Here is a 15,467-nt window from a genome sequence, read left to right on the forward strand (position 1 = left end):
AATAACAATATAAATAAGAAAATCTATGAGTCAGACAGTAGACATTCGTGAGTTGAACGAGCGAATTGAAAGTAAAAGTTCGTTTGTAAACATGATTACGATGGGCATGGACCAGGTAATTGTTGGACAGAAGCATTTGGTGGAATCATTAATGATTGGTCTGCTTTCCGACGGGCATATCCTGCTTGAAGGGGTTCCCGGGTTAGCAAAGACGCTTGCCATTAAAACCCTGGCCTCGCTGATCGATGCAAAATACAGTCGAATACAGTTTACCCCGGACTTGCTGCCGGCCGACGTGATCGGTACAATGATCTATAGTCAGAAAAGCGAAGAATTTCAGGTAAAACAAGGCCCGGTCTTCGCTAATTTTGTGTTAGCGGATGAAATAAACCGTGCCCCGGCTAAGGTGCAGAGTGCACTTCTGGAAGCCATGCAGGAACGTCAGGTGACAATCAGCGAGAACACTTATAAGTTGCCGGAGCCTTTCCTGGTAATGGCAACACAGAACCCGATCGAGCAGGAAGGTACTTATCCGCTGCCTGAAGCACAGGTAGACCGTTTCATGCTGAAGGTTATTATCAACTATCCGAAGAAAGAAGAAGAAAAACTGATCATTCGCCAGAACATCTCAGGAGTGAAGCCGGATATTAAACCGATCCTGACTAAGAACGAGATACTGGAAGCACGTAAAGTGGTACGTGAAGTTTATCTGGACGAAAAGATCGAACGTTATATTGTCGACATCGTGTTTGCAACCCGTTTCCCGCAGGAACATGGTTTGGCTAACCTGTCGAACATGATCTCTTTCGGAGCGTCACCCCGTGCATCTATCAACCTGGCATTGGCTGCCCGCGCTTATGCATTCATCAAACGCAGAGGGTATGTGATCCCGGAAGATATCCGTGCCGTATGCCACGACGTGATGCGCCACCGTATCGGTTTGAGCTATGAAGCGGAAGCAAACAACCTGACATCCGAAGAGGTAATCAGCGAAATCCTTAACAAGGTAGAAGTACCTTAATTTTAATCCCATCCGGGAGGAAAAGAAATTCCTTCCGAATGCAATTGAATTTTCTTCCGGGAGGAATGTTTTTTTCATCCGGAAGAATAGTTAGGAATAGTGATTAAAAAATTAAAAGGATTACGATGGAAACAAGTGAACTATTAAAAAAAGTTCGGCGAATTGAAATAAAGACCCGCGGCTTATCCCGTAATATATTTGCAGGACAATACCACTCTGCCTTTAAAGGCCGTGGTATGGCTTTCAGCGAAGTACGCGAGTATCAATACGGCGACGATATCCGCGATATCGACTGGAATGTGACCGCCCGCTACGTGCGCCCTTATATAAAGGTGTTCGAAGAAGAGCGCGAACTGACCGTGATGTTGCTGATCGACGTATCGGGGAGTCGTGACTTTGGTTCCGTGAACGTAATGAAGAAAGAGGTCATTACGGAGATTGCAGCTACGCTGGCGTTTTCTGCCATACAGAATAACGATAAGATCGGCGTAGTGTTCTTCTCCGACAAGATCGAGAAATTTATTCCGCCCCAGAAGGGAAAGAAACATATTCTTTATATCATTCGCGAACTGATCGACTTTAAGCCGCAGGATACGAAGACTGATATCAGTCAGGTATTGAAATTTCTGACTAACGCCATAAAGAAACGTTGTACGACCTTCCTGATATCCGACTTTATCGATAAGGGTGGTTTCAAAGACGCTCTGACCATTGCCAACCGTAAACATGACGTGGTGGCTATCCAGGTGTATGATCGCCGTGAAACCGAACTTCCGTCGGTCGGACTTATGAAAGTGAAGGATGCGGAAACAGGAGCGGAACGCTGGATCGACAGTTCTTCGGCCCGTGTTCGCGAAGCCTATAAAGAATGGTGGAACCGCCGGCAAGCTGAAATGAGCGACTCATTCAAGAAATGCCGTGTCGACTCCGTTTCTATCCGTACGGAAGATGACTATGTGAAAGCATTGATTGCTCTTTTTGATAAACGTAATTAAGCATGCAAAAGAAATTTATAAATAAAAGCTTTCTGTTCCTTCTTCTGATCTTGCTGACAGGAGGAAAGATGTTTGCACAGCGGACTTTGATCGATGTAAAGGTCGACTCTGCTGCCATTCTGATCGGTGAACAGACTGTTTTACATTTGACGGTTACAACAGATAAGGATAAGCCGGTTCAGATCGTGATACCCAGCGATACGTTGATGCGTGGAGTAGAGGTGCTGGAACTGTCGAAGGCCGATTCATCCGTGATCGAAAACGACCGCCTGCTGATCAAGCAGGATATCCTGGTTACTTCTTTCGATTCATCCTTGTATCTTTTACCACCGTTCAAAGTGATAGACGGAGTAGATACTATTTATTCAAACCAGATTGCGCTGAAGGTTTCGACCATTCCCGTGAATGTGGATAAGCCCGAAGAGTTTTACGATATCAAAGAGATCTGGAAGCCGCCTTTTGTACTGGCCGACTATTATCCGATCATCTATGGCGTATTGCTGGCTCTTTTCCTGATCTGTGTGATTGCATACATTATCAAACGTCTGCGTAACAAACAGTCTCTTATCCCGTTCAAGAAACCGGAGCCAAAGCTTCCGCCTCACGAACAGGCTATCAAGGAACTTGACGAGATCAAACAGCAGAAGTTGTGGCAGCAGGGTCGCAATAAGGAGTATTATACATTGGTTACTGAAACGTTGCGTCGTTACATCGTAGAACGTTTCAATATTAATGCGATGGAAATGACTTCCGGCGAGATTCTGGATATTCTGCGTAAAGATCACGAAGCAGATTCAGTGTACGAAAATCTGAAACAGATATTGAATTTGTCTGATTACGTGAAATTTGCGAAGATGAATCCGCTACCCAGCGAGAATGAACAAAGTCTGTCGAATGCATATCTGTTCATTAATCAGACGAAGAAAGAAGAAGTTGTAACTCCTGAAACAGCAGAAACAGAAGAGAAACAGGCAACTGATACGAACGATTCAACTATAACAAAAGAATAAAATGGTATTTGCAAATCCTACATATCTGTATTTGTTATTGCTGCTTATCCCGATGATAGGATGGTATATCTGGAAGCTCTGTAAAAGTCAGGCTAGTTTGCAGGTATCATCTTCGGAAGCATTTGATGCACCGGGAGCGACTTCCTGGAAGGTGTATCTGAGGCATGTCCCTTTTGTTTTGAGGATGGCGGCAGTAGCTGTACTTATCATTATACTGGCACGTCCGCAGTCTACGAATAGCTGGCAAAACACCTCTACCGAAGGTATCGACATTGTAATGGCGATGGATATCTCGAGTAGTATGTTGGCTCAGGACTTGAAGCCGAACCGTCTGGAAGCATCCAAAGATGTGGCTGCTTCTTTTATCAATGGCCGTCCGAACGATAATATCGGACTGGTTGTGTTTGCGGCGGAAAGTTTTACACAATGCCCGCTTACTACCGACCATACCGTGTTGCTGAACCTGTTCAAGGATATTCAGCCGGGTATCATCCAAGATGGAACAGCGATCGGACTGGGATTGGCTAATGCGGTGAGCCGTATTAAAGACAGCCAGGCCCGGTCGAAAGTGATTATCCTGCTTACCGACGGTGTGAACAATGCCGGAGAGATCGCACCTGTTACGGCAGCCGAAATCGCTAAGACATTCGGTATCCGTGTATATGCAATCGGAGTCGGAACGCGTGGTAAGGCACCATTCCCGTTCCAGACTGCATTCGGTATACAATATCAGGACGTGGATGTCGATATCGACGAACCGACCTTGAAGCAGATCGCAGCAACGACCGGCGGACAGTATTTCCGTGCTACGGATAATGCCAGTCTGAAAGAGATCTATTCAGAGATCGATAAGATGGAAAAGACGAAGATCAGCGTTCAGCAATACAGCAAGAAACAGGAAGAATATAAGAACTGGGCTTTGTTGTTATTCGCGTTGCTGCTGGTTGAGATTTTATTGAGAAATACATTGTTAAGAAATATACCGTAAATATAAAGGCTTATGTTTCGTTTTGCACATCCGGACTTTTTGTACTTGCTTTTTATTCTTCCGGTACTCATTGCTTTTTATGTATATGCGATGATCCTGAAGAAAAAGGCAATAAAGAAATATGGTAATCCCGAATTGCTGGCAGAGTTGATGCCGGAGGTATCTCCGAAACGCCAGCATCTGAAGTTTTGGCTATTGTTCGGAGCCATTACAATGGTTATCTTTGTTATTGCGGGGCCGCAGTTTGGTTCTAAACTGGAAACCGTAAAACGTCAGGGAGTGGAGATCATGGTCTGTCTGGACGTTTCAAACTCAATGTTGGCTGAAGATGTCTCGCCTAACCGCTTGGACAAGGCTAAACAGATGTTATCGAAATTGACAGATGGCTTTAAAGATGATAAGATGGGACTGATCGTTTTTGCGGGTGATGCTTTCACTCAATTGCCGATCACTTCCGATTATATTTCGGCAAAGATGTTCCTTTCTTCCATTAACCCGTCGATGGTTTCGACACAAGGTACGGCTATCGGTTCGGCAATCAACCTGGCTATGCGTTCATTCACTCCCAGCGAGACATCGGATAAAACGATTATCCTGATAACAGACGGGGAGAACCATGAAGACGATGCCGTGAAAGCAGCCGCTGCCGCAGCAGAGAAAAATATTCATGTAAATATTGTCGGTATGGGAGATCCTAAAGGTTCGCCTATTCCTGTGGCAGGAGCCAATAACTACATGAAAGATAAAGATGGTAACGTCGTTATCACCAAGTTGAACGAACAGATGTGCCAGGAGATTGCAGCAGCAGGAAATGGTATGTATGTCCGTGCCGACAACACGAATTCTGCATTGAAAGCATTGCAGACGGAAATAGAAAAGATGAATAAATCGGAGTTAGACAGTAAAGTGTATTCCGAATATAACGAGCAATTTCAAACTTTGGCATGGATCGCATTGATCCTGTTGATAGCCGACTTCCTAACATTAGACAGGAAGAACCGTATTTTCAGAAAAGTAAAATTGTTCTCTTAATTCAATGGATAAGATGAGACGTATACGAAAATCAATGATATGGATGGGAGCGCTCCTGTTTTGCTCGGGAGCCGTATTCGCCCAGAAAGCGGAGCGTAAGAACGTACGTGAAGGTAATAAGTTGTACACCGACGAAAAATATACCGAATCGGAAATATCTTATCGCAAAAGCCTGGAGGTAAATCCCCGTTCTGTTGAAGGTACTTACAACTTAGGCAACGCCTTATATAAACAAAAGAAATTCCCTGAAGCTGCCGAGCAATACCAGTTGTTGACTGGGCAGGCTGAAAAGATGGTGGAAACCGAAGAGGGAAAAGCCCGTCTGGCCAGTGTGTTCCATAACCTGGGAGATATCAGTATGCAGGGAAAGGAATATCAGAAGAGTGTGGAAGCATTCAAGCAGTCTTTACGCCTGAATCCGAAAGATGATGAAACGCGCTATAATCTGGCTTTAGCCCAGAAGTTGCTGGAAAACCAACAAAACGAGAATCAGGATCAAAACCAGGATCAACAGAACCAGGATAAAAAAGAAGATCAGGAAAACAAAGATGATCAGCAGCAACAGCAACAACAGCAGCTGCAAGATGACAAGAAGGAAGATAAGACTCAGCAGGAACAACAGCAGAATGAACAGATGAGTCAGGATAATGCGCAGCAAATGTTGGATGCCTTCCTGCAGGATGAAAAGAATACCCAGGAAAAGGTGAAGAAGGCACAGGCTGAACAACATCAACGTCGTAAGACAGATAAAGAATGGTAATTTGGATACAGAAAACAGAAAAAACAACAATATAATGAGAAGATTAGCTTTCTTATTCGTTCTCTTTCTAACAGTGGGAGTGATGTCAAAGGCCGCCGATGTGACCTTTAAGGCAGTCGCTCCGAATGCTGTTGTGATGGGGCAACAATTCAGATTAGCGTATACTGTAAACGCAGAGGCGAAAGCCAGCGATTTGCGTGTTCCGGAACTTCCGGATTTTGATGTATTGATGGGGCCGTCTTTGGCTACCAGTTCAAGTACTCAGATTATTAATGGAAGTGTTTCTTCGGAAGTCGCTTATACATTTACTTATATATTGATGCCGAAGAAAGAGGGTACATACAATATCGGGCCGGCATCGATCAAAGTGAAAGGTGCGAATTATACGTCGAACGCACTGGCCATAAAAGTGCTTCCACCGGATAAAGCTGCCGAAGCTAACGGAGGAGGAGGTCAGTCTGCTTCTATCGGTAAGGACGATTATTTTGTAAGAATGGAAGTCTCCAACCGGAATGTATATGAGCAGGAGGGCTTTCTGGTGACATTCAAGTTGTATGCAGCCCGGATGTGTAATATAACGGGTGCCAAATTTCCAGAGTTCGAAGGTTTTCTTGCACAAGAAATAGAACAGCCCGATCCGCAATGGTCGCAGGATCATTACAATGGCCGTAATTATTACACGGTTGTAATGAAGCAGACAGTTCTTTATCCGCAGCGTTCGGGTAAGATCACGATCGAGAGCGGTAAATTCGACGCATTAATCCGCATCCCGACACAACGGCAGATTCGTAGTATCTTTGATGAATTCAGGGATATGCATGATGATGTACAGAAAACACTGGTATCGAGTCCAGCTACGATCGATGTGAAACCGTTACCATCAGGTAAACCAGCTTCATTCTCCGGTGGTGTCGGTAATTTCACCATGACATCGGATATCAATTCAACAAATGTAAAGACAAATGATGCCGTAACCATCAAACTGAAGATATCCGGTAACGGAAATATCAAACTGATCAAGAATCCGGAAGTTGTTTTCCCGAACGATTTCGATATTTTCGATCCGAAGGTGGAAACAGATACCAAGACTACAACAGCCGGAGTAAGCGGAAGCAAAACGATCGAATATATGGCTATTCCCCGTTATGCGGGAGATTTTGAAATACCAGCTATTTCATTCTCTTATTTCGACCCGAAGTCAGGAACTTATAAAACATTAAAGTCTGAACCTTATAAATTGCATGTAGAGCAAGGTAAGGAAGGAAGTGGTTCTTCTCCGGCAGTATCTAATTTCAGCAACAGGGAGAGTGTGAAGTATCTGGGTAAGGATATCCGTTACCTGAAAGTGAAAGACTTTAACTTCGTTACCAATAATGATATCTTCTTCGGTTCGTTCATGTATTATATGTGCTATATCGTACCAGCCATACTGTTTATTGTTTTCTTCTTTATCTATCGTAAACAGGTAAAAGAAAATTCTAACATAGCTTTGGTTAGAACGAAGAAAGCCAATAAGATCGCTGTCAGAAGATTGAAGAATGCCGGCAAGCTGATGAAGGAAAACAAGAAAGAAGAGTTCTACGATGAAGTTCTTCGCGCTCTGTGGGGCTATCTGAGTGACAAGCTGAATATCCCGCAAGCAAATCTTACGAAGGATAATGTGGAAACCGAGTTGGCTAAATACGGTGTGGACGATACGCTGACAAACGAATTTATGGATATCCTGAATACTTGCGAGTTTGCCCGTTACGCTCCGGCACAAGCTTCGGATGCTATGGATAAATTATATGAGTTAACCGTAGATGCCATTGGTAAGATGGAGAATACAATTAAAAAGCAATAAAATGAAGACGAATATAAATATGAAAAAGATATTGTTTTTCCTATTGATTCAGTGTCTGGCATGGACTGCTTACGCACAGGATGCAGCGATCAAAGAAGCTGAAACTGCTTACACCAAGGAAGACTATGGAAAAGCGATTGAACTGTATGAAGGCATATTAAAAAGTAGCGGAGATTCTCCGGAGATATATTACAATCTGGGGAATGCCTATTATAAAGCCGGTAAAACAGCTTCTGCCATTTTGAATTATGAGCGTGCCCTGGTTCTTGATCCGGGAGACAGCGATGCTCGATTCAACTTGCAGTTAGCCCGTCAAAAGACCGTTGACAAGATTGAACCGGTTGACAGCTTTTTTCTGGCAAGATGGTTTAATTCGGTTCAGAATATGGGAGCAGCCGACTCATGGGCGAAAATGGGAATTGTATGTTTCATCCTGTTCATCGGTTGCTTGATCCTGTTCTTCTTCTCAAGGCAGATCCGTCTGAAGAAAACGGGGTTCTATGTTGGCTTGCTTTTGCTGTTTTGTGTGATTATGGCAAATGTATTTGCCTCAAACCAGAAAGCAGAATTGGTTAACCGTTCTCATGCTATCGTATTTGCTCCTACAGTAACAGTGAAGAGTTCTCCTGATGCCAGCGGTACAGATTTGTTTATCCTGCATGAAGGGACTAAGGTTTCCGTTAAAAGTACGTTAGGTGATTGGAGTGAAATTGCGTTGGAAGACGGAAACGTTGGCTGGATGCCGACCAAAGACATTGAAATAATCTGATGGTAGAAAAAATATTAGTTTACGAACGCGACTTGTTCTTTATGCTTAACGGCAGCGATTCTCCTTTCCTCGACCGCTTTATGTGGTTATATTCTGGAAAGGCAGTATGGCTGCCGTTAGCCGCTTTTATATTGATCGTATTGCTGTATAAGAAAAAATGGCGGGAATCTATCCTGATCTTATTGGCAATCGTGCTTGTTGTAACCTTTTGTGACCAGTTTGCATCACATGTATGTAAACCTATTTTTACCCGTTTCCGGCCTACACATCATCCGGACTTCATGGATCAGGTAAAGACGGTGTTCGACTACCGGGGCGGTAAATATGGTTTTATTTCCAGTCATGCGGCCAATGCCTTTGGCTTTGCCACCTTTATGTCATTGCTCTTCCGTTACCGGTTATTTACATGGACAATCATTCTGTGGGCTGTACTGACGGCTTATACAAGGGTTTATCTGGGTGTTCATTTTATATCTGATATTGTGCCGGGGGCTATTGCTGGCGTATTCTTTGGCTGGCTGGTTTACTGGTTATATGTAAAAGCCCGTTCATTGGTACCCGGAACAAGTGGTGAAGCAAGTGCTTTATATTCGGATAAACAGAAACGTATCATCGTTTATGCAATCTTTATAGCTGTTTTACTGATAGCCGTATTCAATGTACCTTTGGCTAGCTGTTTAAGATAGGAAACAAAAGTTTGATACCGGACAATAAAAAACGGCCGATAAATATCCTCAATATATTTATCGGCCGTTTTTATGTGAGCACCTTAAGTTATATATTCTTCCATGTTTTCAGTATTTGTTTTCTTAGTTTCGTGTTTGAATTATAATGATAATAAGTAGGAGCTGTTGCCGGAAAATAATATAAATCTTTCTCTTTATTATCCATTTCTATTTTAAATGCCGGCAACGGTAAAGGGGCTGATTGGGATGAAGGGGTATAGTAATCGTCATATTCCCTTATTAGCGAGATACGCAAGAGCGGTATCTGTGAACCATAGAGCTTTTTTAGTGATTGTACGATGTCCGGTCGTGTCAATACAAAACGGCGGGGAATGCTGTCTTTGGCATAGAGATATTCCGACAATGTTTCATCCTTTCCAAACTGGCGGACAACTTCTATTAACGGACGATCCAGATAAGTTCGCAAGCGTAATTCGCATATTTTATTTCCTTCGCTTGCGGATAAGCCGAATGCTTCCGGTTTCAGAAGTGTTTTAGGCTCCATGCAGTAGTTTTCCAGATCCAAGGCAGGATGGAGTTTCTTGTGATCGGCATTTGGACGGGCATGTTCCAACCATTCAGGAACCGGAGACATGGATAGTAATCCTGTCGTAATGAACAGGCTGCCGACTACACGGATTGTTACAACGGTTATACGGCTCCATCTTTCTTTGTGATACAGGACAGGCAGGTAAGTGTCTTCTCCGATCATTTGTTTTCTTCGGATCGACCCGGTTAGATGACGTCCCCCTTCAAATGCCAGCAATCCCCCTAATAGAACCAGGCTGATCATGCAAGGGATCCATATCTCCGGATAATTTCCGCCCGGAATGATATTTTCGTTCTCAGGAATTGTTACCAGGTAAGTCTGATAAGTAGGTTGAAGGTTGCTATGTGAAGTTGGATGAGAGGTAGGAGTGAAAGCTCGTGTTATAACAGTATCTGGATAGCAGTAATCCAGTTTGAGGGAATCATTACGTGAATAAATGGAAACGGTGTAAAGGCCGGAAATGTTATCCGGTTGGAAGGATTTAATATCAGCAAGTGTCGGTAGCGAACGGGAGAGCAGGTCATCATTTTTATTGAGCTCATTAGCTGTTGGCGGAGAGGTGGAAGGAGAGATAAAAAGAGTATCTATAGTAACTCCAATTGCAACTACTGCCACTAATCCATAGAAAATACGTTTTCTATATCTCTTGTCCATAAATAAAGTCCTTCCTTTTACTAAGTCGTTTTTCTCGCCGTTGTTCTTTGGTTCCTGAACATTTTCTTCTTGTTGTTTGCCCGCTGGCATAACGATTCTTTTCTCTTTCATAAATAAATCTCGATCAAATATAATAATTAAAACTAGCCTATTTTTTTGCACTATATAAACAAGGAATAAAGAGATTTGGTTTTCTTTAATTTATTAATGATTATTGATTTGTAGTTAAAAAAGAAAAGCGGGCTACCAATATACATTGATAGCCCGCTCCGATATGAATAATCACTTGCTTACATTAATCTTTTCAGGAATGCATTACCAGCAATGGAGTATCGGTGTGGAACAACATCTTACGGGCAATAGACGGATTAAACATTCTGGCCAGAATATTCCGGCGATAAGTGCTTAATGCAATGACATCGATCTGTTTGTCGCGAACGAATTTCTCGATTGCCAGCAACAAGTCGCCATCGGCTAAAACAGTGTGACTGATATTTGCATCAGGATATTGTTTTTTGAAATACTCGTTGACACCGGTCAGGCGAATTTCATTCCATTCGTCTTTACTTGTCGAGATATTGAATAAATGGATATTAACGTCGTATCCTTTTATTATTTCCATAAATTCGTCGAATGCAACCAGGTCACGTTGATTGAATGAAGTGGCGAAAGCAATATTCTTAGCATCACTCAAATCATTAAAACGTATATTTTCAGGAATTGCCAGTACAGGCACTTTGTTGACCTCGATCACCTCTCCGGTCACACTACCGATCAGATCCATATCTTTCTGGCTCTTACCCCGGGTTCCCATGACGATCAGGGTAGGATGGTATTCTTTGCAGTAAGCGATGATCTCTTCTTCCGGTAATCCTTCACGAAGTACATAATTATATTTCACTTTGGGTAATTCTCCGGCTTGTATTTTGCGGTTGATCATCGTACAGATATTTTCCATATCGATCTGAACACGTTTCAATACATTCTGTACCGATTCCTCTTCATTCACCTGATACGCCAGCGTGTCGCCCATAGGGATAGCCGACGGGAAATACGGACTGAAATAAGCATGCATGATCATCACTTCGGCACCGGCCTGATAAGCATAATTAATACCCAGTTCACAAGCTTTGATCGAATAGTCGGAGAAGTCAACCGGGATCAGGATCTTTTTTACCTGTGGGGCAGTCGATTCTTCCTCTGTATCTTCACTCAGCCATTTACTATCCTCAATAATGCGTAAAGCATGAGGCAGGTCACTTTCTTTAATTCGTACACGTACGCCTGCCGATACAACTGGTTGGATCTGGTTTACATTGTGTATATAGACTTCGATCCCTTCCGTTTCCAGTATCGTCTTAAGAATTTGTGCTTTCTCGAACGTGTGAATAGCTAATGTTACTAGTTTATCTTCCATACTCGTGTGTTTTTATAAATTAAACAATCGGAAAATAGGAAATGTTGTTAAATAAAAAATCCCACAGCGTTTTTATTTCGTTTGCTATGGGATTTTTATTTGCTTTGAATTTCTTTACGCTTCTTGTGCCTCAGATACATCCTGTACTTCTGCGAGTATCTGTAGAGCACGTTCAAATATTGTTGTGTCATCTAATACGACCAGACCGCCATCAGGCCCCGGTTCGATATGTATCCCACAGCTTTTACCGTCCTTATAATTATATCCACCAAAATAATTACGAACAGTTTCTACTGATATACCTAACTCATCTGCAATGCGATGAGTGCTTCCGTCAGGCAGACGGTCTTTCAGTCTGCGCAATTCATTAAAAGTGATTGTCTTTGTCATGGTTCCCTTATTTTGAAGGTTAATACTTCGGTTAATTATTTAATGGCACTAACTTAGGCAATATCTCTCAAGAGGGCAAATTATTTAGTTAAAATAAACTTGAAAATGAATATGCTTTACGACATGTATCCGTTTACGGCTGTTTATCCGGGGTGTCCGGCCATGCAAAAACGTGTACAGATAAAATAAAATATGACTTGACAGACACATTTCTCTTGCACATAATATAATTATTTATACTTTTGTGGCTCAAACAATATATACAAAGAAAAATGAAAGAATTAGTAGAAAAAATTAATGCATCAATTGCAGAATTCAGCACAGATGCTAATGCTCAGGTAGAAAATGGTAACAAGGCAGCTGGTACTCGTGCTCGTAAAGCTTCTCTTGAACTGGAAAAGTTACTGAAAGAATTCAGAAAAGCATCTATCGAAGCATCTAAGAAATAAGAAATTATTTAGTAAAGGGAAAGGTGATTGTCCATGCAGGGCAATCACCTTTTTTCGGTTGTAGCCTGTTCTACGATACTTGCCAGTAAATTCTGTATGTTCGTGACGATTGGACTATCGCCCAGATCATATCGGTCGGCTATCGACTTCATGCTGATAAATGCTGTCCAGACATGACCATCCTTATCCTGCCATACGGAAATCTTTAACGGTAGTTCAATGGATACTTCCGGATTTTGCTGCATCAACAGTGTTCCGACTTTGGGAGAACCAAATACAATTACTTGATTAGGTAACAACTCCATACCGCTGTCCTTGGCATTTTGACTATGATCGAACAGGGCAAACACCTGTATCTCTTTCTCTTTAAGATTGGCCTCTATTCGCTTGACAGTCTCATCTACGCTGAATTGGCTTTTGCTTTTTACTAACATATTTACCTCGTTTTTTTGAGCTAATATCGAAATCGATATCAGCAATCCTGATAGAATGAATATATAACGTTTCATAAGCATAATTTGTTCGTGCTGTTATTTATAAATAATCGACGCTGTAAAGTTCCGTATTTCATTTGGTATAGAAAATAGCAATATTACCGGATATGATATCAATTTTCCTAAAAAGTATAGGAAAGAGTGGGGTTTGATGAACAATGTGAAACTTATATTGTTAAGTGATAAGATAATACAATATTAATCAATCTAAAACAAGAAAGACTTATGATACCTAACACTGAATTGGAGAATGGTAAAGTTGAATTGATCCGTGAGATACTAGATATCAAAGATATCCATGATATTGACTTAGTCAACGAATATAGTCGGGAAATCAATAATTCTCTGAATATGCAAAACACCGTCAACCAAGATACAGAAGAAGTTCTGTAAAAGTAAATCCTACATCCTATTTACAGTCACAAAAAAAGACTGGTCTTTTGAAATGTTAAGACTAGACTTTTGAATTTAAAATACAGGACTTTTGTTTTCAAAAGACCAGTGTTTTGAAAAGGGCATTTATTTGTTTACATTTTTTAGCGAATACATGAGGTTCTCCTAATAGCTACGCGGCATCTTGCCGGATGGGAGTTCTTTGGCATGATGAGATTGATAAGGAATGAAATAATTATTCCTATATTTGTATACACGTTAAAAAAACAGTGACATATGGACAGAAAGAAATTACCGATCGGTATCAGTGATTACAAGCTGTTGGTCAGCGAAGATTATTATTATGTGGATAAGACCGATTTTATCCGTCAGATAGTAGAAGAGGGCAGTTTGATCACCCTGCTTCCGCGCCCACGCCGTTTCGGTAAGACGTTGAATCTTTCTACACTCCGATACTTCTTCGAGAAGACGGAAGGGAATATTTACCGTCCGTTGTTCAAAGGAAAGAGCATTGAAAGTTGGAAAGACTTCGATAAATATCAGGGGAAATATCCGGTGATACTTATTACGTTGAAAGATTGCAAAGGAGACACATTTGAAGAAACCCTCATTCAAATAGGAATACAAATGCAACAAGAGTTTGCGCGTCACCAGTATTTGCTTGACGACCCCCTTTCGGAAATCAACCGGGAATGGTTTGATAAGATGCTTCGGTTGCAGGCAGACGACATTATCATACAGAATTCCTTGCGTTTATTATCCGATTTGCTAACCACTCATTGGGGAGTGCCCCCTCTGGTTTTACTTGACGAGTATGATACACCGATCCATGTGGCTTTCGACAAAGGATATTATGACAAGATGATTGGCTTTATGCGTACTTTTATGAGTCTGGTATTTAAAGACAATACGGATATTTTCCGTGGTATCATTACCGGTATTTTAAGAGTAAGTAAAGAATCGATTTTCAGTGGACTGAATAATATAGATGTTGATACCATCCTGGAGAAACCGATGTGCACTTCCTTTGGTTTTACCCAAAAGGAAACTGACCGGATGCTCGAAGATTATTCAATGAGTAATCTGAAGGACGAGGTTAAGCAATGGTATGACGGCTATTTATTTGGAGAGCAAACAATCTATAATCCCTGGTCTGTCTTGTCTTTCATAAGCAAAGGTGGAGTATTGGCTCCCTACTGGGTAAACACCGGTTCGGATGTCCTTTTGCGTCACCTGCTGGCCGATGGCCCTTCACAAATCCGCACAGGGGTTGAGTCGTTGATACAAGGAGAACCTATCCGTAGCGTAATAAACGATAAGTTGGCATTTCCCGATTTATTGGCTAATCCGGTTAATATCTGGTCATTTATGTTATTCAGTGGTTATCTGAAGGCTTCCGATCCGGTATTGACCTCGGAAGATTTGATCGAATACGAGTTGCAGGTACCTAACCGCGAAGTGAAAACCGTCTACCGCACCATCATCCAGAGCTGGATAGATGGAGGCCCGGTTAAGAACGATCGTCTGGAGCTGATGCTCCAAGCTTTACGTGCAGGAGATGTCGAGTATTTCGAAGAACTTTTGAACGACTTTATTATCAATACATTTTCATACTACGATACAAATGGGCGTGACCCGGAAAAGGTATATCAGGCATTTTTATTGGGACTGCTGGCTAGTATGGCTGATTATGAAGTCAGCAGTAACCGTGAATCCGGCTTTGGTCGTTATGACATCCTGCTCCGTCCCAAAGGTGGCAAGGGACAAGCCGTCATCATGGAGTTGAAACGCTTGCGTAAGAAGGAAACGGTCGAGAAAGCACTTGACTCTGCATTACAGCAAATAGACGATAAGCATTACGATGCCACTTTGCGTAAGGACGGTTTCACCGATATCCTGAAAATGGCTATCACCTTCGACGGAAAGCAGGTCTGGGTGAAGATAGCCGAATGATTGATAAGTGGAAAATCAACAGTC

16 protein-coding genes are annotated in these 15,467 nt (G+C 42.1%); 12 read left to right on the top strand and 4 right to left on the bottom strand.

Annotated features, from left to right (window positions below; translation table 11 throughout):
• Positions 1–25: 25 nt before the first annotated feature.
• The 9 genes from HMPREF1212_RS10695 (at position 26) to HMPREF1212_RS10735 (ending at position 9,104) form a co-directional block, all read left to right on the top strand.
• Entirely contained in the window at positions 26–1,021 is a 996-nt protein-coding gene (locus HMPREF1212_RS10695; protein WP_028729258.1) for an AAA family ATPase, read from the top strand.
• A gap of 125 nt (positions 1,022–1,146) precedes the next feature.
• The gene (locus HMPREF1212_RS10700; protein ID WP_028729259.1) at positions 1,147–2,016 is read left to right on the top strand and encodes a DUF58 domain-containing protein; all 870 of its coding nucleotides are present in this window, start codon (positions 1,147–1,149) and stop codon (positions 2,014–2,016) included.
• Positions 2,017–2,018: 2 nt separating this feature from the next.
• The gene (locus tag HMPREF1212_RS10705) at positions 2,019–3,026 is read left to right on the top strand and encodes a hypothetical protein (RefSeq protein ID WP_028729260.1); all 1,008 of its coding nucleotides are present in this window, start codon (positions 2,019–2,021) and stop codon (positions 3,024–3,026) included.
• A 1-nt stretch (position 3,027) separates the two neighbouring features.
• On the top strand, positions 3,028–4,014 hold the full coding sequence (locus tag HMPREF1212_RS10710) for a vWA domain-containing protein (protein ID WP_028729261.1): 987 nt from the start codon (positions 3,028–3,030) through the stop codon (positions 4,012–4,014).
• Between the two features lie 12 nt (positions 4,015–4,026).
• Positions 4,027–5,046, top strand: coding sequence for a vWA domain-containing protein (locus HMPREF1212_RS10715; protein WP_028729262.1), 1,020 nt, complete (start codon positions 4,027–4,029; stop codon positions 5,044–5,046).
• A gap of 13 nt (positions 5,047–5,059) precedes the next feature.
• On the top strand, positions 5,060–5,806 hold the full coding sequence (locus tag HMPREF1212_RS10720) for a tetratricopeptide repeat protein (RefSeq protein WP_198293263.1): 747 nt from the start codon (positions 5,060–5,062) through the stop codon (positions 5,804–5,806).
• 34 nt (positions 5,807–5,840) lie between these two features.
• Positions 5,841–7,649: a BatD family protein gene (locus HMPREF1212_RS10725; RefSeq protein WP_046150339.1), complete on the top strand. Its 1,809-nt coding sequence runs from the start codon at positions 5,841–5,843 to the stop codon at positions 7,647–7,649.
• Between the two features lies 1 nt (position 7,650).
• Positions 7,651–8,418: a tetratricopeptide repeat protein gene (locus HMPREF1212_RS10730; protein ID WP_028729265.1), complete on the top strand. Its 768-nt coding sequence runs from the start codon at positions 7,651–7,653 to the stop codon at positions 8,416–8,418.
• Complete coding sequence (locus HMPREF1212_RS10735) at positions 8,418–9,104, top strand: phosphatase PAP2 family protein (protein ID WP_046149351.1); 687 nt, start codon at positions 8,418–8,420, stop codon at positions 9,102–9,104. Before HMPREF1212_RS10730 ends, HMPREF1212_RS10735 begins: the two co-directional genes overlap by 1 nt.
• An 88-nt stretch (positions 9,105–9,192) precedes the next feature.
• Here HMPREF1212_RS10735 and HMPREF1212_RS10740 read toward each other — a convergent pair whose 3' ends face one another.
• The 3 genes from HMPREF1212_RS10740 to HMPREF1212_RS10750 form a co-directional block, all read right to left on the bottom strand.
• A complete protein-coding gene (locus tag HMPREF1212_RS10740; protein ID WP_157316994.1) occupies positions 9,193–10,458 on the bottom strand; it encodes a hypothetical protein in 1,266 nt (421 codons plus the stop codon).
• 193 nt (positions 10,459–10,651) lie between these two features.
• Entirely contained in the window at positions 10,652–11,764 is a 1,113-nt protein-coding gene (locus tag HMPREF1212_RS10745) for a universal stress protein (protein ID WP_028729267.1), read from the bottom strand.
• A gap of 114 nt (positions 11,765–11,878) precedes the next feature.
• The gene (locus HMPREF1212_RS10750; RefSeq protein WP_028729268.1) at positions 11,879–12,154 is read right to left on the bottom strand and encodes a hypothetical protein; all 276 of its coding nucleotides are present in this window, start codon (positions 12,152–12,154) and stop codon (positions 11,879–11,881) included.
• A 272-nt stretch (positions 12,155–12,426) separates the two neighbouring features.
• Here HMPREF1212_RS10750 and HMPREF1212_RS10755 point away from each other — a divergent pair, with 272 nt between their 5' ends.
• Complete coding sequence (locus HMPREF1212_RS10755) at positions 12,427–12,603, top strand: histone H1 (RefSeq protein WP_028729269.1); 177 nt, start codon at positions 12,427–12,429, stop codon at positions 12,601–12,603.
• 44 nt (positions 12,604–12,647) lie between these two features.
• Here HMPREF1212_RS10755 and HMPREF1212_RS10760 read toward each other — a convergent pair whose 3' ends face one another.
• A complete protein-coding gene (locus HMPREF1212_RS10760; RefSeq protein WP_232430075.1) occupies positions 12,648–13,037 on the bottom strand; it encodes a DUF302 domain-containing protein in 390 nt (129 codons plus the stop codon).
• A 285-nt stretch (positions 13,038–13,322) separates the two neighbouring features.
• Between HMPREF1212_RS10760 and HMPREF1212_RS27160 the strand changes: the two genes are divergently transcribed.
• On the top strand, positions 13,323–13,490 hold the full coding sequence (locus HMPREF1212_RS27160; protein ID WP_198293264.1) for a hypothetical protein: 168 nt from the start codon (positions 13,323–13,325) through the stop codon (positions 13,488–13,490).
• A 276-nt stretch (positions 13,491–13,766) separates the two neighbouring features.
• Positions 13,767–15,443 (top strand): AAA family ATPase, encoded by a 1,677-nt coding sequence (locus tag HMPREF1212_RS10765; RefSeq protein ID WP_046149352.1) that lies wholly within the window; start codon positions 13,767–13,769, stop codon positions 15,441–15,443.
• Positions 15,444–15,467: the final 24 nt, after the last annotated feature.

The sequence above is a fragment of the Parabacteroides sp. HGS0025 genome (assembly GCF_000969845.1).
In the GTDB taxonomy this organism is placed as follows: domain Bacteria; phylum Bacteroidota; class Bacteroidia; order Bacteroidales; family Tannerellaceae; genus Parabacteroides; species Parabacteroides gordonii.